This window comes from Intrasporangium mesophilum (assembly GCF_054783095.1).
Genome location: NZ_BAAGRF010000005.1, coordinates 100,940 through 126,898 on the forward strand (window position 1 = coordinate 100,940; position 25,959 = coordinate 126,898).

Here is a 25,959-nt window from a genome sequence, read left to right on the forward strand (position 1 = left end):
TCGATGCCATTCGAGAGGTCCGTCGCCAGGGGTGACGCAAGGGGTCGGGTGCGCAGGGCGATTTCCGGTCGAGGGCTCGGATTGCTGCTCTGGTGGGCGGGGGCGCTCGCTCTGCTGGGCATGTGCGTCGCGGAGCCGCCGTTGTTCCCGCTCGCCGCCGTGCTCGTCGTGGTGCTGGTGGGGTGGCGCCGCCAGCTCCGCTGAGGACACCGAGGGCTTTGTGTGGTGCCAAGTGGACACTCTGCTGTCCTCTTGGCACCACAGACCGCTGCGTCGGGCGCTCAGTCGGCGGGCTCGCTGCGAAGGCGGTCGTTGTCCAGGCTGAGCGAGGTGTTGCGGGACCGCAGATCGCGGTTTCGCACCGTGAGGTCGGCGTTGTCGTCCTGAAGGTCGAGCACCATTTCCACAGCGGCCAGCGTGACGCCGCTCTCCACCAGCTCGGAGATCCGCCTGATGCGCGCCACGTCGGCATCGCTGTAGCGGCGGGTCCCACCATCGGTCCGGGCCGGCGTCACCAGCCCGTGCTGCTCGTACAGGCGCAGGGTCGGAACGGGCAGCCCGGCGAGCTCGGCGGCCACCGAGATGGCGTAGAGCGGGTGCTTCGAGAGGCTTGGGGTGTCGCTGTCCAATCGGCTGCTCCAGGGCTTGACAAACGATCGTTTCAACCTTACAAAACCTGTATCCAGTGCCTGAGATCATATCAAGGGCTGACACAGATCGGAACGAGGACGCCATGGAGGTGGCTGCGGTGCTGAGGCGAGCTGCCCAGTGGTGCAGGTGGACCGGTGGAGGCCGGCGTGTGGGAGTCTTCCTGGAGCGAGAGCGCGCCGACGAGTGGTCGTGCGGAGCGAGCCGGAGGCATGGACGATGAGCCAGGCATCGGCTCCTGAGAAGGGGCCAGAGCTGGGTTGGCTGTTTCCCGGGGAGGACGAGACGGCCGTCCTGGCGAGAAGGACACCATGGGCCGAGACAGCCATGGGTGATCCTGCCGGATGGTCTCCGGAGCTCGCCGCCGCGATCCGCACCGTGATGCCGTCGAAGGTCCCGATGCTCCTTTGGTGGGGCGACGATCTGGTCCAGATCTACAACGAGGCGTACCGCTCCCTCCTGGGTTCGAAGCATCCCGGGGCGATGGGTCAGCCCGCGAAGGTGTGCTGGGCGGAGGTGTGGGACGACGTCGGGCCGATGGCCGCCCACGTCCGCGCGTCCGGCGAGGCCACCTTCGAGCAGGACCTGCTGCTGTTCATCGACCGGCACGGGTACCTCGAGGAGACCTACTGGACGTTCTCGTACAGCCCGGTCCGGTCGTCACAGGGCGGCGTGCTGGGCGTCTTCGTCGCGACGACCGACGTCACCCTCCCTGTGGTCGAGGCGCGGCGGCTCGGGATCGTCCGCGACCTGGCCGTGCTGTCGAGCGCGGACTACACGACCAGGGAGGCCATCGCCGAGGCCGTCACGCGGGTGCTGGCCAAGAACCGTCAGGCAGTGCCCTTCGCGGCGATCTACCTGCCATCTGAGGCGGGGGGACTGGTGCGGGCCGCGCAGTACGGGCTGTCGGGCCAGTCACCACAGCTGCCCGAGGCCATCGGTGCGGACGCGAGCGAGCACCCGCTGGTCAAGGTAGCGGCCTCTCGGGTGCGGCTGCAGGTGAGCTACGACCCGGATGAGATCGGCGCAGTGCCGGGCCCGCTCGGTCCCCTTTCACCCAGCAGCGCGCTGGTGGTGCCGCTGGGTGCCGTGGGTCGTCCGCTGGAAGGTGTGCTCGTCCTCGGGATCAACCCGTACCGTCGAGTCGACGAACGTTTCTCGACCTACGCCACGCTAGTCACCCGGCAGCTGTCCGCGCTCTTCGTCGACGTTCGCGCCGCGGCCGACGAGCGCGCGCGGACGGCCGCCCTGGCCGAGCTGGACAAGACCAAGACCGAGTTCTTCGCCAACGTCAGCCACGAGTTCAGGACCCCGTTGACGGTCGCCCTGTCGGCCGTCGACGAGCTGCAGGCTTCGGGTCTGACCGTGTCGCAGGCCCAGCATGTCAACGCCATCCAGCGATCGACCGAGCGGCTCAACCGTCTGGTCGACACGCTTCTGAACTTCGCACAAGCAGAGGCAGGCCAGCTGGTCCCGCACCGCGAGCCGACAGATGTTGCCGAGCTCACGGGCAACGTGGTGGGCATGTTCCGCAGTGCGATCGAGTCGGCCGGCCTGGCCCTGGACGCCGACTTCGAGACGACTGACGTCGAGGGCCGGTCCACCCGGATGATCGACCCGGAAGCGTGGGTCAAGATCGTCGGAAACCTGCTCTCGAACGCCTACAAGTTCACCGACTCCGGGAGCATCCGAGTCAGCCTGCATCAGACCAGGGACGGCGTGGTGCTCGCCGTGCGAGACACCGGCGGAGGGATCGCCGAGCAGGACGCCGAGCGGGTCTTTCAACGGTTCCACCAGGTCGCGCGCCGACCCGTTCGCGGCACCGCGGGCACTGGCATAGGGCTGGCCCTCGTCAAGGACCTCGTGGAGGCCCACGGCGGCCGGGTCACCCTCGACAGCACCCCCGGGCAGGGAAGCGAGCTCACCGTTCACCTCCCCGCCCCCTCGATGAGCCGCGCCGCTGCAAGGGTGGAGCTCGACCGACCCGCCAGCGGCCTGCTGCGCGAGCTGCCAGACGCGCTGGAGCTGCCGTCCGGCATACAGGAGGCCCCGGCGCACGACGGCCGGCCGACACTGGTGCTCGTCGAGGACAACGTGGATCTGCGCGGGTACCTGACGCGTCTGCTCACCGAAGACGGCTGGAGTGTGGTCGCCGTCCCCGATGCGCCGAGCGCGTTGCAGACCGAACGGGTGCCCGACCTCGTCCTGTGCGACGTCATGCTGCCCGGGCCCAGCGGGCTCGACCTGGTCACGACCATGCGAGCGACTCCCGACTGGGCCTCGGTCCCCGTGGTCCTGCTGACCGCACGTTCCGGGCCGAAAGAGGTGGCCAGCGGGCTCTCAGCGGGAGCCAACGACTACGTCGGCAAGCCGTTCGACCCGATCGAGCTTCTCGCTCGACTGCGCACCCACTACGAGCTCGCTCAGGACCGCAGCCAGGCTCTCGTCGTGGCTGAGCAGAAGGCCGGGCAGCTGCAGACCGCGCTCACCACCAGCCGTTCCATCGGGATGGCCGTCGGTGTGCTGATGTCCTCACGCCACGTGACCAGCGACCGCGCCTTCGACCTGCTCCGCGCTCACAGCAACGACACCAACCGCAAGATCAGCGACATCGCCGAAGACGTCGTGCTCACCGGCCAGATCCCCCCGACGGCGCAATGAGTCAGGCCTTCGAGGTATTCCGGTGGAGGTGACAGGTCGGGCCATCTCGCGACGTCATACCTCGACCGGGGGCCACGGCGGCCTGCCGGAGGTCTGCAGCACTCCCACATCCTGACCGGCCGCCGACCACGGCCGGGACAGGGTGATGACCGCGAGGGCCGACGTCGGCAGCGCGACCGGCTCGCCAGTGAGGGTCCAGGCCAGGTCCTCGAGCCCGGGGTTGTGGCCGACCAGGACCACCGTCTCGGCGTCCTCCGGCAGCTCACGAACGACCGCGAGGAGCTCACGGTCCGACGCGGCATACAGCCTCTCCTCCGTGAGCGTCTCCGGCGGGGCGTCGAGCTCCGCCGCGACCAGGTCCCACGTGCTACGAGTGCGGTTGGCCGCCGAGACGACGGCCAGGTCGATCCGGTCGACATGGCGCGCGAGCCAGACGCCTGCCTCGGGCGCCTGGCGCCGACCGCGCGGCGCCAGAGGCCGGTCGAAGTCGGCCTCGCCGCCCGACCAGTCGGACTTCGCGTGACGGAGCAGGATCAGGGTGTGGTCAGCCATGGCAGGCCTCCGAGGCGGGTCATCCGAGATGACACTGATCATCTCAGGTGCGACATTCCGTTGCCGGCGGCCAATTAGTTAGTACCCTTGAACTAATGAACTCGCCAGCGACCCCCACAGCTCTCGGTCCCAGCTACAAGTGGATCGCCCTGTCCACCACGACGCTCGGCGTCCTGATCGCCACGATCAACTCGTCGATCCTGCTGATCGCCCTGCCCGACATCTTCCGCGGCCTGCAGATCAACCCGCTCGCCCCGGGCAACTCCAGCTACCTGCTCTGGCTGATCATGGGCTACCTCGTCGTCACCGCAGTCCTGGTCGTCACGTTCGGGCGCCTCGGCGACATGTACGGCAGAGTCAGGATGTTCAACGCCGGCTTCGCGATCTTCACGTTCTTCTCGGTCGCCCTTGCCGTGACCTGGCTGACCGGGACGCAGGGCGTGGTCTGGCTGATCGTCATGCGCATCCTGCAAGGGGTCGGCGGCGCGCTGCTGATGGCCAACTCCTCGGCGATCATCACGGACGCCTTCCCGTCGGACCAGCGCGGGCTCGCGCTCGGCCTCAACATGGTCTCCGGGATCGCCGGTTCCTTCCTCGGTCTGGTGATCGGCGGCGTCCTCGCCCCGGTGCACTGGCGCTACGTGTTCCTGGTCTCGGTGCCGTTCAGCCTCTTCGGGACGCTGTGGGGCTACCTCAAGCTGCGTGACCTCAGCCCACGCCGCCACCACGTCATGGACTGGTGGGGCAACATCACCTTCGCCCTGGGCCTGATCGGCGTGCTGGTCGCGATCACCTACGGCATCCAGCCCTACGGCGACCACGTGATGGGCTGGACCAACCCGTGGGTGCTCGCGTCGATGATCGGCGGCGTCGGCCTCCTCGCCGTCTTCTGCGTCATCGAGACGCGGGTCGAGCACCCGATGTTCCACCTCGACCTGTTCCGCATCCGGGCCTTCACGTTCGGCAACATCGCGAGCCTGCTGGCCGGTCTCGGTCGCGGTGGGCTGATGTTCATCCTGATCATCTGGCTGCAGGGCATCTGGCTGCCCCGGCACGGCTACTCGTTCGAGTCGACGCCGCTGTGGGCGGGCATCTTCATGTTGCCGATGACGGTCGGCTTCCTCGTCGCCGGGCCGCTGTCGGGCTGGCTCTCCGACCGGTACGGCGCCCGGCCCTTCGCCACCGGCGGCATGGTGATCGCCGCGGTGAGCTTCTTCTGGTTCGCCGCGCTCTCAGTGGACTTCAGCTACTGGATGTTCGCGGCCGCGCTGTTCGTCAACGGCTTCGGCATGGGCCTGTTCGCCTCACCCAACCGCGCCGCAGTCATGAACGCTCTGCCCGCCAACCGGCGCGGAGTCGGTGGCGGCATGAGCACGACGTTCCAGAATGCCTCGATGGTGCTGTCGATCGGCATCTTCTTCTCCCTGATGATCATCGGCCTGGCGGGCTCCCTTCCTGACACGATGCAGGCCGGCCTCACGGCGCACGGAGTGACGACCGAGCAGGCGCACGCCGTTGCGGCACTGCCGCCGGTCGCGGTGCTGTTCGCGTCGCTGCTGGGCTACAACCCGGTGCAGTCGCTGCTCGGCAGCCAGACGCTCGCTCAGCTGCACCCCGCGGACGCTCAGTTCCTCACGGGCCAGACCTTCTTCCCGTCGCTGATCTCCGGCCCTTTCCACGAAGGGCTCATCGTCGCGTTCGCGTTCGCGATCGTGGCCTGTCTCGTCGCCGCGGTGGCCTCATGGTTCATGGGCGAGAAGTTCGTGCATGCTGAGGACCAGCACGAGGTGCCCATGGACGAGGTGCCTATGGACGAGGTGCCCATGGACTTCGCGCAGCCGGAGGCGGGTGCTCCGGAACCCGAGGAGGTGCGGTCGTGACACCATCCCGTATGCCGTCACGTGAGGTCGACCGGCTCGCCGGCGACCTGCGCACCGAGGTCGGCCGCCTGGCCTACCACCTGCGCACACCCGCGACCCGCTCCGGCATCACGCCGACCCGGCTGGCCGCGCTGGCCGCCCTGACGCGCTACCCCGACGGCGTGCGGCAGGGCGACCTGGCGGAGCTGATGAACATGTCGGCCCCGAGCATGACCCGACTCGTGGAGATCATGCAGGAGGCCGGCTGGGTCGAGCGCCGTCGGGACCCACAGGACCAGCGCTGCCTGCTGCTGGTGCTGTCACCGGTGGGTCGCAAGACGATCGACACGCTGCGCGACGAGGCGGCTACGCAGCTGAGCACGGAGCTGGCCGACCTCACCGCGGACGAGCGGGCCGCGCTGGCCGCAGCCGTTCCCGTCCTGCGCAAGCTCGCCGACCGGCACCTCGAGCAGACCGTTCGGGCCACTACTTGAGACGTGCACGCTCCATCAGCTCATCGATATACAGCTGAGCGAGCTGGTCGTTCAGAGCGCGTTTGTGCACGACAGCAATCGGGACCGCCGAGGCGCTCGGCGTCTGACCGGCCGCGGGAGGGCTTGGTTGGGCGGTCGGCGAGATTGGCCCAGGGGAGATCTCGCGAAGCTCCTTCATCGCCTGTGGGTCTGACTCCACGGGCACGAAGTCGTTTGGGTAGCTGAGAATTCTCCCGATGTCGAGCAGCGTCACCTTTGAGAGATCGGTGACTTTCACTGGCTCGCGAAGAAGCGAGTCCCCGAACCAGAGGTCGAGATTCGGCGCTGTCACGGTCACATGCTGTTGGGCGTCGGGAACTGTTTGGTCCCACAAGACAAGCGCGGAGTCGAGCGCCGCATCCAAGTCCTGAATGCGACCGAGAACGCCTGGGAGTTGCGCCGAGAATGTTTCCAACCGCGGGTCAAGCAGCGCAAGACGCTCCAGGGTTGTGGCGACCGAAAGCATGCCTATGAACTCGTCCTGATCAGGATGCATCTTTACCAGAACGATTCGACTGATCTGCGTGAATCGTTTTGCAAGCTCAGCGAGCAAGTACAGCCGGGATGCCCACCACGTTTCTGCGAGATTGACAGTCACCGTGCGCTGGAGGGTCGACTGTGCCTGACGAATCTCCCCCTGAATTGCCCACGTCACCGAACTGTCTGCCACCGGCGCGGGAACGGGGCTCGTCAGGCTTTCCAGGTTTCGCGCGAACTTTGTCGTGAGTCCGAGGTTGGTGACCGCGGCGGCCACGCGAGCCTCTAGGTCGGAGGGGCTGGTGAAGAACGAGATGATTCGGGCGCGCTTGAGCGCCTGACGCAGGTCCCGAATGCTCTTGCCTGGCGGTTCACGGTCAGCTTCGTTGTGGGCCGTCTGCTCGAACGTTTGCGTGTAGGCGTCAATCTTGTGTGGGGGCCAGGGGGTGGTCTCGTCGAGCAGAAAGGCCAGGATCTCCGCTCCACTCTTCTGCGCCTGAAGATACTCCAGATGCGTGATCGACGTCTTCCCCGAGACAAACCCATCCGGGAGCATGGGCATCACTGTGGGTGAGATGTCCGCCGGCTCAGGCATGAAGCCATATCGCCAGGCGAAGATGCCTATGTAGGCCTCACACGTGCTGACCAGCTTGAGAACTCGTTCGACGGGCGGAGCGCTCGAAGCTGTGAAGTCTTCCATGGCTATGACTTCATGCCCCATTTGCCGCAAGACCCTGATTGCTGCCTCGCGGTAGTCTTTCAGGTCCTCGAAGGTCGAAGAGACAAAGATCTTCATGTCGAACCCCAAACCTGGTCAAGATAATAGTGCGAGCGGTCAGGGAGGGCTTGGAGCAACTGTCTTACCCGACAGGTGGGTGGCAGAATGACGCGCTCTCGAGGTGGCCCACGTCGAGTTCCGCCCCTCTGTGCAACAGGCGGCAGCCGGTCCAGCAGGATGACCAGTGTATCGACTCCCCGAGCCCAGTCGTCCAAGATTGAGGGACTCCTGCGGTCCCTGGGCGCCGTCGTCGGCTGGGCCGAAACCCAAAAGGACCGGCGCCACGCCGAAGACGGAGTGGAGGTCAGCCACTCCTCGGCAGGCTCAGCGATGTTCGTCAGACGGGCCTCGAACTCGCCGCGTGACGTTCCAGGATGTGCGGGCCGGCGAGCCCGCGGGGGCACGTCGCGTCCGGCGACGGCCATCGCTGGCATAGAGAGCTTTGGAGCCGCTCGTCGAAGTGCCGGGTGAGCACCTCGTCAACGACATCCCAAGCACTGTCCGCGCCAAAGAGGTCGATGACATCGGAGGAGCCGAGGATCTTGAAGCATTCGGCGAGCACATGCATGAGCGCGACGCGCATCACGTTGAGGTGACCGAATGACGTGAACTTCAGTTTGTTCGCAGGGCGGCGCTGACCTCAAGCCCGGGTCAGACCGGGCCAAGGGCCACGTCAGCTGGCGCGCGCGTGACGCTCGGCCGGGCGAGGCGTCTTCGGGGTGGCGCCGCGGGAGCTGCGAGCGCGGCGGGCGTGGAGGTCGACCGGGGCAGAGATGGTCGTTGCCGTGGCCTTGATCAGGTGGTCGGCCCATTCGCCGTCGTCGTATGCCGTCGCGAGCAGGTCGGTCGCGGTCCGGCTGAGGTCACGGTCGGTGCGGTTCGACCAGTTGCCGGCGAGGTCGTGCCGGCGCGAGGCGGCCAGGGCGCGGAGCGAGCTGAAGGAGAGGGAGCGAGTCGTCGTCATGTCTCTATGATCCGGCATTCAACTATTCAGCACAAGCGATGTTTACTTGATGACCATTAAGAATGTCTGTAGTGTTGGATCGTGCTCGACACACGTCGGATCCGGGTCTTCAGGTCAGTGATGGCCAGCGGGTCGATCCAGGCCGCCGCGGACAATCTCGGGTACACCGCCTCGGCGATCAGCCAGCAGATCTCGGCGCTGCAGAAAGAGACCGGGCTGACCTTGTTCGAGCGTGAAGGCCGTGGGCTCAGCCCCACCGCGGCGGCCCAGACCCTCTTCGCGAGCACCAACGAGCTGATGGGCGAGCTGAGCCGGCTCGACAGCGTCGTCGCCGACCTGCGTGAAGGTCGCTCGGGTCGGCTCACGATCGGCTACTTCGCCTCTGCCGGTGCCGAGTGGATGCCGACCTTGGCGCGCAGACTCACGGCCGAGCTGCCCGACCTGACGCTGGAGCTCGTGCTCACGGAGGTGCCTGAGTTCGTCGGAGCCGCCCTCGACATCGACATCGCCGTCGATCTGCCCGGGGCCCACGACGCTCCGGGCTCCCGCCGCGTCCCGCTCGCCGCCGATCCGTACGTGGCCATCCTCCCGGCGGACCATCCGCTGGCCGACGAGCCTGGCGTAGGACTCGCGCAGCTCGCCGGCGACACGTGGATCCGCAACGACCTGCCCAACACCGCGGTCGCCCGGATCCTTGCCGCGGCCTGTGAGGCGGCCGGGTTCCAACCGAGGTATGCCGTCCAGGCCCAGGACCACTACACCGCCATCGCATTCGTGCAGGCAGGTGTCGGCGTCACCGTCCTGCCCCAGCTCGCCGCTCACGTGATCCCGAAGAAGGTGCGGGTCCTGCCCGTGACCGCACCGACACCCGTGCGGCACATTGTCGCGGTGGTGCGCGACCCTGCCGGCAACAGTGCGGCCCGCCGGGCGGTCGAGCTCCTCCTCCAGCTGATCGGCTGAGGGCTCTCAGGGAGACATCGCCGTCACCCGTCATCGCCGGAGCAGTCGTTCGTCTTCATTGCTGGAGGCCGACGAGGGGAGGGATGGATGGAGCCGGGGACAGTCACCGTCATCGTCGTGGGGTACAACCACGCCCGCTACGTTCGGGAGTGCCTCGACAGCATCCGCGCGCAGACGGTCCCACCGGACCGCGTTCTGGTCGCCGACGATGCGTCCCACGACGACTCCGTCGAGGTGATCTCGGGCTATCTCTCGGAGCATCCGGGCTTTGCCGCGTTCTATCCGGCAGTCGAGAACATCGGCCTCACCAAGACGCTCAACGCGATGCTGGCGATGGTCGAGACCGAGTTCGTCACCTACATCGCTGCGGACGACCTCATGCGTCCCGACCGCATCGCGAAGCACCTGGCCGCGATGTGTGGAGCAGACCTGGCCTACAGCGATGCCGAGGTGATCGACCACGAAGGCCGCAGGACCTACGCGTCGTCCAAGGTCGAGTTCCCGTGGCCGGATGAGCCGGCCCGCTCTGAGCGCATCCTCGAGTGCCTGCTCGATGCCAACTGGATCCCGGCCGCGTCGATCTTCTTGAGGACGGCGGTCCTGGTCGCAGCCGGGAAGTATGCCGACCACCTCTTCTACGAGGACTTCGAGCTTCTCGCGCGGCTCGCCTCCCTCGGCTGCCGGTTCACCTATGTCGACGAGCCCTTGGTTACGGTCCGGCGTCTGGAGACGTCGTTGGGTGCGGTCGGATTCGATGGAGTCAGCCCACGCTTCCTCGTCGCGATGGACGCAGCCCTGCGTCACTATCACCGAGCGCCCGGCCAGGTCGCCCGACGAGCCCTGGAGACGCGGTGGGCTCTGGCCAAACGAGCCTCGGGCACGGACCTGTCGCTGGCCTCAAGGCTGGCGATGTTGTGGGCGGCACGAGGAGGTGCCCGGTCACGAGCAGCCTTCCTCGCTCACCTCGGGTGGACGCTGCGTCCCAAGCTCCGGTCGAGTGAGCGCTCCGTCCCACCAGCCCCGTGACCAGAGTGACCCGTGACCAGAGTGACCTGAGTGACCGCGCGCTCACTCGACGGGGCATGCCGTTGCGCGAGTCTCCGGTCGAGTGAGCGCCCGGTCCCACGGTGCCGCGAAGGTAGGCCCCGGTACGTGCAAGGCTGAAGCGTGGGCATCTTCACGTTCCGTCACGTGTGGCACGTGCCGGCCGACCCGGCGGCGACGTTCGACGCACTGGCCGACGTCGACCGGTACCCGCTCTGGTGGCCTCAGGTCCGAGGGATCCGCCGGATCGACGACGACAGTGGCCACGCCTACGTGCGGAGCTTGCTGCCCTACACGCTGGACCTCGTGCTCACCCGTGAGATCGAGGACTCGCAGGCCGGCGTCCTGCGGGTCCGGCTCGGCGGGGACCTCGAGGGATGGAGCGAGTTCCGCGTGTCGCCCGACCCCGACGCAACCGAAGCAGGTTCGTATGCCGCTGACGGCTCTCCGGGCGACGCGACGATCGCCGACTACCGACAGGAGGCGACGGTCACCGCGGCAGGTCTGGAGCACTTCGTCCCGCTGGCCCGGCCGCTGCTCACGCTCAACCACACGTGGATGATGCGAGCAGGGGAGCGCGGCTTGGCACGCTGGCTTGCAAACGGCGGATCATCATGAGCGAGTGGATGATTCGCCGCGCAACGCGTGACGACATCGACGCGGTGATCCGTCTTCGCGCTCTCATGTTCAGCGCCATGGGAGTCCCCGGCGTCGACGACGACGGGTGGCGGAGGGCAGCCATGGAGTGGCTCGAGCGGGAGCTGTCCGGCCGGCATACGTTGGTGGTGTTGGCCCAAGGGCCTGACGGCCACGTCGTGGCTGGCGCCATGGGCGCCCTGCGGTTCGAGACGCCGTCGCCGGTCAACCCCAACGGTGTCTGGGGGCTGCTCAACAACGTCGCCACCGAGCCGCACGCGCGGCGACACGGCCTGGCGCGGGCCTGTGTCGAGGGCGTGCTCGCCTGGTTCCGGGACGAGACGCCGGCGACCGTCATCGAGCTCTTCGCCACAGGGGAGGGCGCCGGGCTCTACGAGGATCTCGGCTTCACCCGGACCGCGTGGCCCGCGATGCGCCTGCGCCTCCCGCGCTGACCACCACACCCCGCAACACACCGAGCAGTCGCAAACGTCTGCGGAAATAGCCGTCAGGGGTTTGCGACTGTCGGGTGTGTTGCGGAGTCAGGCTGGCAGGCCCCAGCGAGAAACACCTGGCCCTCAGTCGGGCTGGTGATGGGCGTGCTTCACCGACGGGGACAGCCGGTAGATCGCCTCGACGACCGCGGCCCCAACGACGCCGACCGCCAGTGACTGCCACACGAGCGACGCCGGAGCGTCGAAGTTGAAGAAGGTCGCGGCGAACGGCACCACGAAGGCGAGCACCGCGAGCGCGATCATCGAGCCGACGAGCAGCGCCTTCCAGAGCACGAACGGCCGCGCGAGCACGATGAGGATCCAGAAGAACACCGTGAGCAGTGTGATCGTGGCACCGGTGCCCGGCTGCCAGCAGGCGACATCGGCCACCGTCCGAGTCCCGGCCTCGAGGCCGCAGCGGCTCGCGAACTCGTCCTGCGGCACTCCGTAGTGGCTGCCCGCGAGGAGGTAGGAGACGATGACCGCGACGCCGGCGACGGCGCCGGACGGCACGGCGAAGCGCAGGATCCGGCCGAGGAAACCGGGCAGGTAGCGGCGCTTGTTCGGCCCGAGGGCGAGGAAGAACGCCGGGATCCCGATCGTCACCGCGGACACCAGCGTGAGGTGCCGCGGCAGGAACGGGAACGGCACCGTCATCACGGCGGCGGCGAGGATCGCCACGAGGCTCATGGCGTTCTTGGCGACGAAGAGGTTGGCGACCCGCTCGACGTTGCCGATGACACGACGGCCCTCGGCGAGCACGGTCGGCAGGTGCGAGAACCGACCGTCGAGCAGCACGAGCTCGGCGACCGCCTTGGTCGCCTGCGCGCCGTTGCCCATCGCGACACCGATGTCTGCGTCCTTGAGGGCCAGCGCGTCGTTCACGCCGTCACCGGTCATCGCGACGACGTGCCCGTCGGACTGGAGAGCATGGACGAACGCCCGCTTCTGCTCAGGCGTAACGCGACCGAAAACCGTTGTGCGAGAGAGAATCTCGCGTAGCTGGTCGGGATCGTCAGGCAGGGTCCGCGCGTCCAAAGGCTCGCCGACGTCGAGCCCGACCGCGCGGGCCACGGCGCCCACCGTGACCGGGTTGTCGCCGGAGATGACCTTGATCGCCACGTCCTGCTCGCGGAAGTAGGCGAGGGTCTCCTTCGCGTCGGGGCGCACCTGCTCGGTGAGTGTCACGAGTGCTGATGGGGTCAGATCGGGCGGCAGTGTCGCCTCGGCGAGGTCCACGTCGCTGGAGGCGAGCAGCACGACACGGCGGCCGGACTCGGCGAGGCCGGCCACCTGCTCGCGGATCGGGTCGCCGTCGGCGAGAAGCATCTCCGGCGCCCCGAGCACCCACGTGCCCTGCCCGTCGAAGACGGCCGCGCTCCACTTGCGGGCGGAGTTGAACGGGATCGTCCGGGTGCGGGTCCAGTCCGGGGCCGGGATCGCGGCTGCGACCGCAGTCAGGGTGCCGTTCGCGTTGGGGTCGTCCGCGAGCGCACCGAGCGCGCACCGGACGTGCTCCGCATCCTGGCCGTCGAGCGGCCGGACGTCGTCGAAGGCGATCTCGCCGACCGTGAGCGTGCCGGTCTTGTCGAGGCAGACGACATCGACCCGGGCCAGGCCCTCGACCGCCGGCAGCTGCTGCACGAGCACGCTCTGACGGGTCAGCTGCACGGCGGACAGCAGGAACGCCACCGAGGTGAGCAGCACCAGCCCCTCGGGCACGAGGCCAACGACCCCGGCCGCCGACCGGATCACGACCTGCTGCCAGCCCTGGTCGCCCACGGTCTGCCACTGCGACCAGACCGCGATGGGCAGGGCGAAGACGATGACCCAGGTCGTGTACTTCAGCAGCGTGTTGATGGACTCCTGGATCTCGGACCGCGTGCGCGTGAACTTCCGGGCGTCAGCAGCGATCCGGTTGACGTAGGCGTCCGCGCCCACCTGGCTCGCGCGGTACCGGCCCGAGCCGGCGACGACGCTCGTGCCCGAGAGGATGCCGTCGCCCGCGTCGTGGCCCACGGGGTCGGACTCGCCGGTGAGGTTCGACTCGTTGAGCTCGAGCCCGGCAGAGTCGATGAGGGTGCCGTCGGCAGGCACTTCGTCGCCGGTCCGCAGCTCGATGAGGTCGTCGAGGACCACCTCGCTCGTCGGCACCACCTGCACCGCGCCGTCGCGCACGACCCGGGTCGTGGGGGCGTTGAGCAGCGCCAGGCGGTCGAGCTTTCGCTTGGCGAGGTACTCCTGCACGATGCCGATCGCGGAGTTGAGGACGAGGACGACGCCGAAGAGCCCGTCCGCGAGCGACCCTGTCGTCATGACGAGGACGAAGAGGGCACCGAGGATCGCGTTGAACCGCGTCAGCACGTTCGCGCGGAAGATCTCGCCGAGCGAGCGCGAGGTGCGCTCGGAGAGCTGGTTGACCTCGCCACGCGCCACGCGCGCGGCGACCTCGGAGCCCGTCAGGCCGGCATACCCGTCGTCGCGCCGCTCCACCAGGGCGGCGTCCCCGTGCGTCGTCACCCGCCCATTGTCGTATGCCGCCCGGCTGAGTCAGCGACCCACGCCTGGTTCGAGGTGATCGGATCGAGGTACAACCTCGCCCGATGGCCCGACCCATCACCTCCACCCGAATACCTCGAACCTTGTTACTGGCCGGTCCTCGGACGATTTCCGGGGTGTTTCTCGGATCGTGGGACGATTGCGCGGTGACAGAGTCGATCCAACGCGCGCGCGCCACCACTGCCTCCTACTCGATCACCATGCGGATCCACGCCGGCACGGACCCCGCGGTGATCGGCGCACTCGCCGTCAAGGTGGCCGACAGCGGCGGCATCACGACCGCCCTCGACATCGTCGACTCGCACCCGGACCGCCTCGTCATCGACCTGACCTGCTCGGCCTCCAACGCTGAGCACTCCACCGAGGTCGTCGCTGCCGTCGAGACCCTCGAGGGCGTACGCGTGCACAAGGTCTCCGACCGGGTCTTCCTGCTGCACCTCGGTGGCAAGATCAGCGTCGAGCCCAAGGTCAACCTCCGCAACCGGCAGGACCTCGCCATGGCCTACACGCCCGGCGTCGGCCGGGTCAGCCAGGCGCTGGCAGATCACCCCGAGGACGTCCCGCGCCTGACCATCAAGGGCAACTCGGTTGCGGTCGTCACCGACGGCTCGGCCGTGCTGGGCCTGGGCAACATCGGTCCGCAGGCCGCTCTGCCGGTGATGGAGGGCAAGGCGGCGCTGTTCAAGCGGTTCGCCGACATCGACGCCTGGCCGATCTGCATCGACACCACCGACGTCGACGAGATCGTGCGCACCGTCGAGCTCATCGCGCCCGGCTTCGGCGGCATCAACCTCGAGGACATCGCCGCCCCGCGGTGCTTCGAGGTCGAGGCCAAGCTGCGCGAGCGCCTCAGCATCCCGGTCTTCCACGACGACCAGCACGGCACCGCCATCGTCGTGCTCGCCGCCCTCAAGAACGCGCTGCGGATCATCGACAAGAAGCTGCCCGACGCCAAGATCGTCGTCTCGGGCGGCGGCGCGGCCGGGTCGGCGATCGTCCAGCTGCTCCTCGCAGCGGGCGCGATCGATGTCGTGGTCTCCGACCGGCCGGGACTGCTCAACAAGCAGGACGAGTCGCTGACGCCGGCCTGGCGCGCACTCGCCGAGAAGACCAACCCGCGCGGGCTGCGCGGGACCCTGCGCGACGGCCTGCAGGGTGCGGACGTCTTCATCGGGGTCAGCGCGCCACGCATCCTGGCGCCCGAGTGGATCGACGAGATGGCCGACGAGCGGATCGTCTTCGCCCTCGCCAACCCCGACCCGGAGGTCGACATCTACGAGGCGACCCAGCGGGCGACCGTCGTCGCCTCGGGCCGCAGCGACTACCCCAACCAGATCAACAACGTCCTCGCGTTCCCCGGCGTGTTCAGGGGGCTCCTCGACGCCCGCGCGACCGACGTGACGACCGAGATGCTCATCAAGGCCGCCGACGCGATCGCCTCGGTCGTCAGCGACGAGCAGCTCAACCCGAACTACATCATCCCCAGCGTGTTCCAGCCCGAGATGAGCAAGACGGTGGCGCGGGCCATCGTCGAGTGCGTGCCCAAGGCGCCCGCCACGTCGATCCCGATGACGGGAGCCAACTGAACGGATGACGAGCACGACCCCGTCCAGGCACCGCTTCCCTCTCGACGGGCGCCGCGCCTGGAGCATCTGGGCTGCGGCCATCTCGGTCTACGTCCTCGCCGTCTTCCACCGCACGTCGCTCGGGGTGGCCGGCCTGCAGGCCGCCGAGCGGTTCGGGATCTCGTCGTCACAGCTGGCCACCTTCACGATCCTGCAGGTGGCCGTCTATGCCGCGATGCAGCTGCCGGTCGGGGCGCTGCTCGACCGGTACGGCTCGAAGCGACTGCTCACCATCGGGCTCAGCCTACTGACCGTCGCGCAGCTCGCCTTCGCCTTCATCGAGTCGTACCCGCTCGCACTCGTGTGCCGCGTGCTTCTGGGCATGGGCGACGCGATGGTGTTCATCTCCGTGCTGCGCATCGCGGCGCTGTGGTTCTCGCCACGCCGCACGCCGATGGTGACGCAGCTGACCGGCCTGCTCGGCCAGCTCGGGGCGCTCGCCGCTGCCGGTCCGCTCGCGGCCGCGCTCGACCACTTCGGATGGACGCCGTCGTATGCCGTGGCCGCCTCCGCGGGCATCCTGACCGGCGTCGCCCTCGTCGTCGTCGTCCGGGACAGCCCCTCGGAGGACCACCACCGCGACCAGCTGCGGCTCACCGCGATCGCGCGGACCCTCAAGGCTGCGTGGGTCGTGCCGGGGACGCGTCTGGGGCTCTGGTCGCACTTCACGTCTCAGTTCGCGGCGAACATGTTCACGATGCTCTGGGGCTTCCCCTTTCTCGTGGCCGGTGAGGGTGTGTCGCCCGCAACCGCGAGCATCCTGCTCATGACGATGACCGTGACGACGGTGATCTCGAGCCCCCTCATCGGGACCCTGACGATGCGCTATCCCTTCTCGCGCAGCACCCTCGTCCTGTGGATCGTCGGGGCCGCCGTCGTCGCCTGGTCGGTCGTGCTGCTGTGGCCGGGGCGAGCTCCGGCGTGGCTGCTGGTCATGCTCGTGGTCGCGATCGCGATCGGTGGCCCGGGCTCGATGATCGGCTTCGACCTGGCTCGCACGTTCAACCCGCCGACCCGGCTGGGCAGCGCCTCCGGCATCGTCAACACGGGCGGATTCATCGCGACCCTGACGGCGGTGGCGCTCGTGGGCATCGTGCTCGACCGGGTGGCGCCGGGCGGCCCGTCGACCTGGGACGTCGACTCCTTCCGCGCCGCGATGCTGGTGCAGTACCCCGTCTGGGCCCTCGGGCTGGTCCAGATCCTGCGGTACCGCCGCAAGGCACGGCGCTACGCCCTCGAGGCCGACCCCCAGGGGTATGCCGCCATGCAAGCCGGTCAGTCCGTCACCTTCCACTGACGGCTGGACCCTCCACACCGAACGCAGGTTCGGTTGCGAACCCAGTGTTCCAACAGGCGCGTTCGACACCGAACGCCGCGTTCGCGCACCGGGGGGACCGGGCGGCATACGCTGCTGGCGGGAGGATGGGCGATGGCGACGTGGGGTGACGTGTGTGACCTGGCGCAACGGCTGCCCAAAGCCGTGCTCGGGCAGGCTCACGAGGGCTCGCCCGCCTGGTATGCCGGACGGCATCCCTTCGCGCGGCTGCGCTGGGACGACGAGGACCGCGAGCTCGTGCAGGTCTGGACCGGCGACATGGACACCGGCAAGGCGCTCGCACCGCGGGGTGCGGTGTTTCCCGTCATCCACACGTTCGAGTACCGCGTGTCGATGTGGGGCCGGCTGGACCGGCTCGACCGCGAGGAGCTGGCGGAGCTCCTGCTCGACTCGTACGACATCCGCGGCGGCCGACGTCGCCGCGGCGACGTCGGGCTCGCCGACCTGCTCGCCTGACCTCAGCTGCCCGGGGTTCGGCCGGCCCCGGCCGACCGCGTCAGGCGTCCCCGACCGTGAGGGCCTCGGCCTCGACGCGGGACGTGAGCGGCTCGGCACCGTGGTCGGGCTGGGCGTCGATCCTGGTGATGATGCTCTTGGCGGTCAGCAGCACCCCGACCGACAGGAACACGGCGAGGGCGCCGACCCAGAAGGGCAGGTGGATCGACTTCTCGCCGAGGTTCCCGGCCAGCCAGGGCGCGATCGCGCCGCCGCTGAAGCGGACGAAGCTGTATGCCGCGGACGCCACCCCGCGCTCGACCGGAGCGACCTTCATGACGGTCTCGGTGATGAGCGTGTTGTTCACGCCGAGGAAGGCGCCGGCCACGATGACCCCGACGACGAGCACGGCCTTGTGGTCCGTCCAGATCGCCATCGCCGTGAGGATCACGCCGAAGCCGAGCAGCGCGCCGACGACGCCGGGCAGGGTGCCGTACCGCCGCTGGATCTTCGGAGCGACGAAGACCGAGGTGATCGCGAGCAGCACGCCCCAGCCGAAGAAGATCAGGCCGATCTCGTGGGCGCCCATCGCGAGCGGGAAGGGCGTGAACGCCAGCAGTGTGAAGAAGCCGAAGTTGTACAGGAGCGCGGTGATGCCGACGGTGAGCAGGCCGCGGTGACTCAGCGCGCGCAGCGGCGCCATGATCGAGGTCGGGTGGGGCGACCGCGGTGTGGGCGGCAGGGTGGTCGCGGTGGCGATGAACGCGACGGCCATGAGCACGGCCACGCCGTAGAACGGCATACGCCAGGAGATGCCGCCCAGCCAGCCGCCGAGGAGCGGGCCGGTCGCGATGCCGACGCCGAGAGCGGCCTCGTACAGGATGATCGCCTGGCCGACCGAGCCTGCCGCCGCGTTGACGATGGTCGCCAGGGCGGTGGCGATGAACAGGGCGTTCCCCAGGCCCCACAGGGCGCGGAACGCGACGATGCCGCCGACCGTGTCCTGGCTGCCGGCCAGGGCCGCGCCGACGATGATGAGGACCAGCCCGAGCAGGAGGGTCCGCTTCGCCCCGACACGGCTGCTCACCCACCCCGTGCCGAGCATCGCGACGCCCATGACGGCCATGTAGCTCGTGAACAGCAGCGAGACCTGCGAGGGCCCGGCACCGAGCTCGTCGGCGATCGGCTTGAGGATCGGGTCGACCAGTCCGATGCCCATGAACGAGATCACACAGGCAAAGGCGACGGACCAGACGGTCTTGGGTTGGCGCCACATGAGCGGGCGGGTTCCTTTCTCGGAAGATGTACTGCGGTCAGGGCGCTCGTGGCACCCGAGGGGGTATGCCGACCGGCTAGGTCGCGCGGACAGGTGACGCAGCGCTGCCGGCTGAGGTCGTGCGTGCGCCGGCCGTCGGGCGGGGGCGCGGTGTCGAGCGCGCGGCCGAGTCGAGGAGGCGGCCGAGGACGGCCACCGCGGTGCGCAGCTCCTCGACGCCGTCGTCATCGAGCTCTTCGAGCAACGGGGCGAGCACGGCGACCCTGGCGTCGCGAAGGCTGTCCAGCTTGCGGCGCCCTTCGTCGGTGAGCGACATCAGGCTGGCCCGGGCATCGTCGGGGTCCTGCTCGCGCCGGGCCCAGCCGTGCGCCTCGAGGCGCTGCAGCTGACCGGTGATCGTCGGCTGCGAGCTGTGGTCGGCGATCGCAAGGGTGCTGACCCTGGCTGGGCCGAGCTCGTCGAGCAGGGCCAGCAGGCGCGCCTGGGCGAAGGGGACGTCGAACGAGGCGTGACGGCTGGCCCACCGGGAGAGGCGGGCCGAGGAGCGGAGCAGCTCGTTGCCGAGAGCGACGGTCGTGGTCACGAGGAAGCAGATTACATAGAAAACCTATGTATGTCGAATGCACGATCCACCCCCCAGCCACTCGAGTGGCCCCGCGATCCCACCGCCACCCACTCGAGTGGCCCCGCGATCCCACCGTTACCCACTCGAGTGGCCTCGCGGTCCCATGCGTCACGCCATCGACTCGTGACCAATGGGGCGAGGGGGCCACTCGACTGGGGTGGGGCTGGGTTGGTGGGACGAGGGGGCCACTCGACGGGCTAGCCGCCGAGGATGTTCTCGGCGGCGCCGGACGGCTCCGGGTCGGGCAGCCGCCGCATCCGCATCGAGGTCACGAACCCGGCAGCGCCGGCGAGGATCGGCACCAGGAGGGCGACCTGCAGCGCCACGTGCCGGGCGTCGGTGTTGATCTGCACGATCTCGGCCTGCGTCGCGGGGGGCTGGCCGGCGAGCTGCTCGGTGAGCTGGGTGTTGCTCATCACCTGGGCGTCTTCCTCGAGGGCCTGCGAAACCTGCTGCTGCTCGCTCGACGACAGCACCGTGCTGTTGTTCGACATCGTCGTGAAGGCGAAGGACAGGGTGGCGAGCATGATCGCGCCGCCGAACGCCAGGCCGAACGACAGGCCGAACGACCCGGCGGCAGAGTTCACGCCCGCGGCCTCGCTGACCCGGTCCTCGGAGATCGGCGACAGCGTGTAGTTGTTCAGCTGCGAGACGAGCAGGCCCAGGCCGGCGCCGGTGAGTATGAGCGGGATGACGAGCCACCAGCCCGTGCTCGCGCGCGGCATGACGGGCAGCAGGATGAGCAGGCCGACCGTGGCGAGGGCGAACCCGGCCCTGATGATGCTGCTCGGGCGACGGTGCCCGGCGCGCCGCCCCGCGATCAGGGCCATGGCGAACATGCTGAAGGACAGCGGCGCCATCGACAGGCCCGACTGCATGGCGTTGTACTCCAGGACCATCTGCAGGTAGATGGGCAGGATGATCATCATCCCGCCGAGTGAGATCTGCTGGAGCATCTGGCCCGAGACGCCGAGCCGGAACGGCTCAGACCGGAACAGGTCCGGGTCGATGAGCGCCGCACGGCCGGCGCGCTTGCGGCGGCGCAGCCAGGTGACGAGCCCGGCCATCGCGACCGCACCGACTGCGATCAGGATCCCGACGGCCTCGCCGCCCTCCTGCCACACGAGGATGCCCAGCACGAGGCCGCCCATCCCGACGACCGACAGGGCCGCGCCGACGAGGTCGAGCTCGCGCGAGCCGGTGTAGGGCGCGTCCTTCACGAGCCGGATGCAGGCCAGCACGACGGCGATGATGACCGCCTCGAGCAGGAAGCCGACCCGCCAGGACAGGTAGGTCGTGATGAAGCCACCGAGCAGGGGCCCGACCGCCGCGGCGATCGCTGCTGCGGCGCCGACGAGCGCGTAGGCCTGCCGCTGCGCCTTGCCCTCGAAGTTGCCGTGGACGAGCGACTGCATCGCGGGCAGCATCAGCGAGGCGCCCAGGCCGCCGATGACCGCCCAGAAGATGATGATGGCGGTCAGGCCCTGGGCGAGGGTCATCGCGATGGCGCCGATGCCGTAGCCGAGCAGGCCGAGGATGTAGGCGAGCTTGCGGCCGATGAGGTCGCCGACCTTGCTGCCGATGAGGATGAACGCGGCCGAGACCAGGGCTTCGAGGGCGATCGCCCCCTGGACGCCGCTCACCGTGGTGTCGAGGTCGCGGACCACTGCGGAGATCGAGACGTTCATCAGCGAGGTGTCGACGACCAGCACGAACATGGCCATCGCCATGAGCAGGGCCAGGCGCATGTCGAGCCGCTCCGACTCAGGCTCCGACGGCGGCGCGGGCGCGGGCTCGGAGGCTCGCTCGGCTGCAGCATCCGGAGTGCGGTCGGGGGTGTGCCCCGCTCCGGGATCAGAAGCCGGGTCCGGGATCGGAGCCGGGTCGCTCGTTGGTTCGGCCATGTCAGTCCTCCGGCGCTGTGCCTGGGCGGGGCCGCGCCACCCCCCCGGTAGCGCGGCTGCCACCGATGCTAGGAAGCGGCCGGTGCCTCGACCCCACCCCGGCGGGGTGAAATGCCAGCACCCGGACACAGGACCCGGACCCAACACCCCGATCTCGGGTCTTGCACAGGAAAGGTCATCGATGGTGTCCTGACCGCATGTCCGACGTCTCGGGCGCGGACGCTCCGACGACTGTCGCCCCCATGTCACCGGAGGTGGCCGACCAGCTGGCTGCCAGGCTGCTCGGCGACCTGCGCACGCGCCTCGGCGGCCTGCACATCGCGCACGCACGACGCGTGGCGCACCACGTGCGCGAGACGGACGATGCGCACGCCGTGCCGGTCGCTCTCCTGCACGACGTCGTCGAGAAAGGCGCGATCAGCCTGCACGACCTGCTCGAGCAGTCGGGTGACGAGCGGCTGGTCGGGCTCGTGGACCTGCTGACCAAGCGCGACGACGAGACCGAGGAGCAGTATCTCTCCCGGGTCGTGGCCGACCCCGTGGCCCTCGAGATCAAGCGGGCCGACCTCGTGGACAAAGGGTTCCACGACGATGCGGTCGTCGACGACTCGACGGCCCTGGACCTGTGGCTCGAGGCCCGCGGCAAGCTCGAGCTGCTCGAGCGCCTCGCCCGCGAGGGCGGGCACGCGACCGAGTGAGGCGGCAGGAACACACCCGCTCCGGGTGAAGCGCGCGGGAGCGCTCCGGCCTGACGATGGCCCTGTCAGCGGCATACGGGGCGGGTGCGGGCGGCATACGGCCACAGCGGCCGCGGCGCCTCCACCCCGGTCGGGGTGGTATCGAACCACCCACGGCCGACCTAGCGTCGAGGCGTTTCGAGGAGGTGCGTGTGACCACAGAAAGCAGTGCCGTCCCAGCAACCGCGCCGGCAGGCAGGCAGGCCCTGACGGACGAGCAGCTCGTCGAGCTGCTGCGGCTGATCAAGGGCTCTGACACGGTGGAGCTGAAGCTCAGTGTGCCCGACGCGAACCAGCGGTCGACAGTCGCAGCCCTGGGCATTGACCCGCTCGATGCCCAGATCCGTCAGGTCGTCTTCTTCGACACACCCGACCTCTACCTCAACAAGCACGGCGTCGTGCTGCGCGCGAGGCGGATCCAGGGCAGGGCCGGCGACAGTGTCGTCAAGCTGCGCCCGGTCGATCCCGAGAAGCTGAGCGCGGAGCAGCGGCAGTCGCCCGGGTTCGGCGTCGAGGTGGATGCCATGCCCGGCGGGTTCGTGTGCTCCGCGAGGCTCAAGGTCGAGACCATCGACGCGAAGATCCGCGGGGTGATCCTCGGCGACCGTCCGATCTCGAAGCTGTTCACCAAGGAGCAGCGCGCGCTGTATGCCGCGAACGCGCCCGAAAGCCTGACCATCGACGACCTGTCGGTCCTCGGGCCGATCAACGTCATGAAGCTGAAGTTCACGCCCCCCGATCAGACCCGCCGGTTCGTTGCCGAGCTCTGGCTGTACCCGGACGGCTCACGGATCCTCGAGCTGTCGACCAAGTGCGCCACCGCTGAGACCTTCGCGGTCGTGGCGGAGGCGCGTGCGTACCTGCACTCGCGCGGCGTCGACCTCGACGCACCCCAGCAGACCAAGACGCGCACGGCCCTGGAGTTCTTCGCCCAGGAGCTTTCCGACGCACAGCAGTAGCCGCCGCGCCCTCGCGCGGCGGCCCGAACGGAGAGGTGGTGGCCATGAGTGCAGTGACGACCGCGGCGCCTGGTCGTGCCGGCAGCGAGCCCAACTGGCACGGGATGACGCCGGACCAGGTATGCCGCGAGCTCGACGTCGACCCGGCGCAGGGCCTCAGCCCTGACGAAGTGACGCGGCGCCGCGCGCTCTACGGGTCGAACAAGCTGGCCGAGGAGGCCAAGGAGCCGGGCTGGCGCGCGTTCCTGCGGCAGTACCAGGACCTCATGCAGCTGGTGCTCGTCGGCACCGCCATCGTCAGCGTGGTGGCGCTGCAGGACGTGAAGACGGCGCTGGTCGTGCTCGGCCTGACGCTGCTCAACGCGGTCATGGGCCTGAACCAGGAGGGCAAGGCGGCCGAGAGCGTCGCGGCCCTGAGCCAGATGCTGATCATGACCGCGAACGTGCGCCGCGACGGCCAGCGCGTCCAGGTGCCGGCCGAGGAGCTCGTGCCCGGCGACATCGTCGGGTTCGAGGCCGGTGACAAGGTGCCGGCCGACGGGCGCGTCCTCGTCGCGGCCACCCTCGAGATCGAGGAGGCCGGCCTCACCGGTGAGAGCACCCCGGTTTCCAAGGTCGTCTCGGCCGTCGCCGGCGATGATGTCGCGCTCGGCGACCGCGTCGACATGGCGTACATGAACTCCCAGGTCACCCGGGGCCGCGGCGAGATGGTCGTGACCGCCACGGGCATGTCGAGCGAGGTCGGGCGGATCTCCGGCATGCTCAGCTCGGTCGAGCAGGAGAAGACACCGCTGACCAAGCAGCTCGACCAGCTGACCGTCATCATCACCACGCTCGCGGCCGTCGCCCTCGTCGCGATTGTCCTGCTCGGTCTCGCCCGCGGCGAGGCGTTCGACGACCTGTTCATCGTCGGCATCAGCCTCGCCATCGCCGCGATCCCAACGGGCCTGCCCGCCGTCGTGACGATGCTGCTGTCGATGGGCACCCGCGACCTGGCCGAGAAGGGCGCCATCGTCAAGCGGCTCAAGTCGGTGGAGACGCTCGGGTCCACGTCGGCGATCTGCTCGGACAAGACGGGCACGCTGACCCTCAACCAGATGACGGCCCGCAAGCTGATGATCGCTGGGCGCTGGTTCAGTGTCGACGGCCAGGGCTACTCGACGACCGGCCGGATCCTGCACGGTGGTGGCACGAGCACGGGCGACGTCGCACTCGAGCCGTTCACGATCGCGATGGCGCTCGCCAACGACGCCGTGATCCGCGACGGGCAGTGCATCGGCGACCCGACCGAGGGCGCCCTCGTCGTGCTGGCCGCAAAGGACGGCATCGACGTCGAGGAGACCCGGCGCCTCTACCCGCGCGTGAACGAGGTGCCCTTCGACGCCGAGTACAAGTTCATGGCGACCTTCCACGAGATGGCCGCCGACCGCTCGCCGGGCGCGCCGACGGTCATCCGCTGCCTCGTCAAGGGCGCGCCTGACGTGCTCCTCGCCCGGTCGGCGACCTACCTCGACGCGGACGGCAAGGAGGAGTCGATGACCGACGCCGCCCGCACCCGGGTCATGGAGGCCAACGACAGCATGGCCGCCGAGGGGATGCGGGTGCTGGCGCTCGCGCGCAAGAGCTTCGACCCGGCGACGTTCGACCGAGACAGCAACCCGTTCCCACTGGTCGCTGACCTGCAGCTGCTTGCCCTGATCGGCATCGTCGACCCGCCCCGCCAGGAGGCCAAGGACGCGATCGCAGCCTGCCACAGCGCCGGCATCCGGGTCCGGATGATCACCGGCGACCACGCCACCACCGCCGCCGCCATCGCCGGCCAGCTGGGCATCGAGGGCAAGGCGATCACGGGCGCGGAGTTCGCTGCCATGCCGGACGACCAGCTCCTCGCCGAGGTGGACGAGATCGGCGTCGTCGCGCGCGTCGCCCCGGAGGACAAGGTCCGTCTCGTCAGCGTGCTGAAGAGCAAGGGCAATATCGTCGCGATGACGGGTGACGGCGTGAACGACGCACCCGCACTGACCCGAGCCGACATCGGTGTCGCCATGGGCATCACCGGCACGGAGGTCACCAAGGACGCCGCCGAGATGATCCTCACGGACGACAACTTCGCGACGATCGTGTCGGCCGTCCGCGGCGGCCGCGCCCTCTACGACAACCTCATGAAGTACGTCAGGTTCCAGATGCTTGGCGTCGGGGCCTTCATCCTGACCTTCCTGGGCGCCGGCATCTTCGACATCGCCAACGGCACCCCCCTGACGCCGCTGATGATCCTCTTCGTCAACTTCGCGATCGATGTCGTGCTCGCGGTCGGGCTCGGGTTCGACGCCGAGACGCCGGGACTGATGGACCGCCGTCCACGGCCTCCGACGGAGCCGATCATCAACCGCTTCCTGGGCATCTGGCTCGCCGTGTCCGGCCTGCTCATCGCGATCGGCGTCGTCGGCGTGGTGGCCTGGGGCGACGACAAGTACGGCCTTCCGGTCGCGATGACCATGGCGGTGACGCTGACCTGCCTCATGCACATCGTGGCCGCCGTCGAGTGGCGCGACCCGAGCCACAGCATCTTCAGCCGCGGGACCATCGCCAACGGCCGGTTCAACCTGCTGGTGCTCCTCGCGATCGGTCTCACCATCGCACTGTCGCTGTTCGACGGGTTCAACCGGCTCTTCAAGACGACGCCGCTGACCGCCAACCAGTGGGTGATCTGCCTGGTGGTCACGGCCGGGTTCCTGGTGCTGTCCGAGCTGCTGAAGCTCATCGTCCGGCGGTTCGCCAAGGACCAGGTCGCCTGACGCTGTCCATCACTCGAGTGGCCTCGTCGTCACAGGGTTTGGGTGTGGCTGCTGGGGTTGCGAGGCCACTCGAGGTAATGACCCGGTCGAGTGGCCTCGTCG

23 protein-coding genes are annotated in these 25,959 nt (G+C 68.8%); 15 read left to right on the plus strand and 8 right to left on the minus strand.

Annotated features, from left to right (window positions below; translation table 11 throughout):
- Nucleotides 1-48: 48 nt before the first annotated feature.
- Complete coding sequence (locus tag ACYVLP_RS06250) at nt 49-204, plus strand: hypothetical protein (RefSeq protein WP_460626480.1); 156 nt, start codon at nt 49-51, stop codon at nt 202-204.
- Nucleotides 205-281: 77 nt separating this feature from the next.
- On the opposite strand, the gene ACYVLP_RS06255 is transcribed toward ACYVLP_RS06250, so the two are convergent.
- Nucleotides 282-629, minus strand: coding sequence for a MerR family transcriptional regulator (locus ACYVLP_RS06255; RefSeq protein ID WP_460626481.1), 348 nt, complete (start codon nt 627-629; stop codon nt 282-284).
- 238 nt (nt 630-867) lie between these two features.
- Between ACYVLP_RS06255 and ACYVLP_RS06260 the strand changes: the two genes are divergently transcribed.
- Nucleotides 868-3,309: an ATP-binding protein gene (locus tag ACYVLP_RS06260; protein WP_460626482.1), complete on the plus strand. Its 2,442-nt coding sequence runs from the start codon at nt 868-870 to the stop codon at nt 3,307-3,309.
- A gap of 54 nt (nt 3,310-3,363) precedes the next feature.
- On the opposite strand, the gene ACYVLP_RS06265 is transcribed toward ACYVLP_RS06260, so the two are convergent.
- On the minus strand, nt 3,364-3,861 hold the full coding sequence (locus ACYVLP_RS06265) for a SixA phosphatase family protein (protein ID WP_460626483.1): 498 nt from the start codon (nt 3,859-3,861) through the stop codon (nt 3,364-3,366).
- Between the two features lie 95 nt (nt 3,862-3,956).
- Here ACYVLP_RS06265 and ACYVLP_RS06270 point away from each other — a divergent pair, with 95 nt between their 5' ends.
- A complete protein-coding gene (locus ACYVLP_RS06270; RefSeq protein WP_460626484.1) occupies nt 3,957-5,741 on the plus strand; it encodes an MFS transporter in 1,785 nt (594 codons plus the stop codon).
- Nucleotides 5,738-6,214, plus strand: a complete 477-nt coding sequence (locus tag ACYVLP_RS06275; protein WP_460626485.1) for a MarR family winged helix-turn-helix transcriptional regulator — start codon at nt 5,738-5,740, stop codon at nt 6,212-6,214. The genes ACYVLP_RS06270 and ACYVLP_RS06275 overlap by 4 nt, the downstream gene beginning before the upstream one ends.
- On the opposite strand, the gene ACYVLP_RS06280 is transcribed toward ACYVLP_RS06275, so the two are convergent.
- Nucleotides 6,207-7,526, minus strand: a complete 1,320-nt coding sequence (locus ACYVLP_RS06280; protein ID WP_460626486.1) for a DUF4062 domain-containing protein — start codon at nt 7,524-7,526, stop codon at nt 6,207-6,209. The two genes, ACYVLP_RS06275 and ACYVLP_RS06280, sit on opposite strands and share 8 nt — an antisense overlap.
- A 424-nt stretch (nt 7,527-7,950) precedes the next feature.
- Here ACYVLP_RS06280 and ACYVLP_RS06285 point away from each other — a divergent pair, with 424 nt between their 5' ends.
- Nucleotides 7,951-8,112 (plus strand): hypothetical protein, encoded by a 162-nt coding sequence (locus ACYVLP_RS06285; protein ID WP_460626487.1) that lies wholly within the window; start codon nt 7,951-7,953, stop codon nt 8,110-8,112.
- Between the two features lie 69 nt (nt 8,113-8,181).
- On the opposite strand, the gene ACYVLP_RS06290 is transcribed toward ACYVLP_RS06285, so the two are convergent.
- The gene (locus tag ACYVLP_RS06290; protein ID WP_460626488.1) at nt 8,182-8,472 is read right to left on the minus strand and encodes a hypothetical protein; all 291 of its coding nucleotides are present in this window, start codon (nt 8,470-8,472) and stop codon (nt 8,182-8,184) included.
- 81 nt (nt 8,473-8,553) lie between these two features.
- On the opposite strand from ACYVLP_RS06290, the gene ACYVLP_RS06295 reads away from it, so the two are divergent.
- The 4 genes from ACYVLP_RS06295 (at nt 8,554) to ACYVLP_RS06310 (ending at nt 11,567) form a co-directional block, all read left to right on the plus strand.
- Nucleotides 8,554-9,432, plus strand: coding sequence for a LysR family transcriptional regulator (locus ACYVLP_RS06295; RefSeq protein WP_460626489.1), 879 nt, complete (start codon nt 8,554-8,556; stop codon nt 9,430-9,432).
- A gap of 87 nt (nt 9,433-9,519) precedes the next feature.
- Nucleotides 9,520-10,458, plus strand: coding sequence for a glycosyltransferase family 2 protein (locus ACYVLP_RS06300; protein WP_460626490.1), 939 nt, complete (start codon nt 9,520-9,522; stop codon nt 10,456-10,458).
- A gap of 141 nt (nt 10,459-10,599) precedes the next feature.
- Nucleotides 10,600-11,094: an SRPBCC family protein gene (locus ACYVLP_RS06305; protein WP_460626491.1), complete on the plus strand. Its 495-nt coding sequence runs from the start codon at nt 10,600-10,602 to the stop codon at nt 11,092-11,094.
- Nucleotides 11,091-11,567, plus strand: a complete 477-nt coding sequence (locus ACYVLP_RS06310) for a GNAT family N-acetyltransferase (RefSeq protein ID WP_460626492.1) — start codon at nt 11,091-11,093, stop codon at nt 11,565-11,567. Before ACYVLP_RS06305 ends, ACYVLP_RS06310 begins: the two co-directional genes overlap by 4 nt.
- Before the next feature lie 123 nt (nt 11,568-11,690).
- Here ACYVLP_RS06310 and ACYVLP_RS06315 read toward each other — a convergent pair whose 3' ends face one another.
- Nucleotides 11,691-14,126 carry an HAD-IC family P-type ATPase gene (locus ACYVLP_RS06315; protein WP_460626493.1) on the minus strand — a complete coding sequence of 812 codons (2,436 nt, stop codon included), beginning with the start codon at nt 14,124-14,126 and terminating at the stop codon, nt 11,691-11,693.
- Between the two features lie 239 nt (nt 14,127-14,365).
- On the opposite strand from ACYVLP_RS06315, the gene ACYVLP_RS06320 reads away from it, so the two are divergent.
- The 3 genes from ACYVLP_RS06320 (at nt 14,366) to ACYVLP_RS06330 (ending at nt 17,582) form a co-directional block, all read left to right on the plus strand.
- Nucleotides 14,366-15,751 (plus strand): malic enzyme-like NAD(P)-binding protein, encoded by a 1,386-nt coding sequence (locus ACYVLP_RS06320; protein WP_460626671.1) that lies wholly within the window; start codon nt 14,366-14,368, stop codon nt 15,749-15,751.
- A 4-nt stretch (nt 15,752-15,755) separates the two neighbouring features.
- The gene (locus ACYVLP_RS06325; RefSeq protein WP_460626494.1) at nt 15,756-17,087 is read left to right on the plus strand and encodes an MFS transporter; all 1,332 of its coding nucleotides are present in this window, start codon (nt 15,756-15,758) and stop codon (nt 17,085-17,087) included.
- A 132-nt stretch (nt 17,088-17,219) separates the two neighbouring features.
- The gene (locus tag ACYVLP_RS06330; RefSeq protein ID WP_460626495.1) at nt 17,220-17,582 is read left to right on the plus strand and encodes a hypothetical protein; all 363 of its coding nucleotides are present in this window, start codon (nt 17,220-17,222) and stop codon (nt 17,580-17,582) included.
- 40 nt (nt 17,583-17,622) lie between these two features.
- On the opposite strand, the gene ACYVLP_RS06335 is transcribed toward ACYVLP_RS06330, so the two are convergent.
- The 3 genes from ACYVLP_RS06335 to ACYVLP_RS06345 form a co-directional block, all read right to left on the minus strand.
- Nucleotides 17,623-18,837: an MFS transporter gene (locus ACYVLP_RS06335; RefSeq protein ID WP_460626496.1), complete on the minus strand. Its 1,215-nt coding sequence runs from the start codon at nt 18,835-18,837 to the stop codon at nt 17,623-17,625.
- 76 nt (nt 18,838-18,913) lie between these two features.
- Entirely contained in the window at nt 18,914-19,420 is a 507-nt protein-coding gene (locus tag ACYVLP_RS06340; RefSeq protein ID WP_460626497.1) for a MarR family winged helix-turn-helix transcriptional regulator, read from the minus strand.
- 239 nt (nt 19,421-19,659) lie between these two features.
- Complete coding sequence (locus ACYVLP_RS06345) at nt 19,660-21,210, minus strand: MFS transporter (RefSeq protein ID WP_460626672.1); 1,551 nt, start codon at nt 21,208-21,210, stop codon at nt 19,660-19,662.
- Between the two features lie 353 nt (nt 21,211-21,563).
- Between ACYVLP_RS06345 and ACYVLP_RS06350 the strand changes: the two genes are divergently transcribed.
- The 3 genes from ACYVLP_RS06350 to ACYVLP_RS06360 all read left to right on the plus strand — a co-directional run bounded on the left by ACYVLP_RS06350 (nt 21,564) and on the right by ACYVLP_RS06360 (nt 25,857).
- Nucleotides 21,564-22,064, plus strand: a complete 501-nt coding sequence (locus ACYVLP_RS06350; protein ID WP_460626498.1) for a hypothetical protein — start codon at nt 21,564-21,566, stop codon at nt 22,062-22,064.
- A gap of 191 nt (nt 22,065-22,255) precedes the next feature.
- Nucleotides 22,256-23,062: a hypothetical protein gene (locus tag ACYVLP_RS06355; protein ID WP_460626499.1), complete on the plus strand. Its 807-nt coding sequence runs from the start codon at nt 22,256-22,258 to the stop codon at nt 23,060-23,062.
- A 44-nt stretch (nt 23,063-23,106) separates the two neighbouring features.
- Nucleotides 23,107-25,857, plus strand: coding sequence for a cation-translocating P-type ATPase (locus tag ACYVLP_RS06360; protein WP_460626500.1), 2,751 nt, complete (start codon nt 23,107-23,109; stop codon nt 25,855-25,857).
- Nucleotides 25,858-25,959 lie beyond the last annotated feature (102 nt).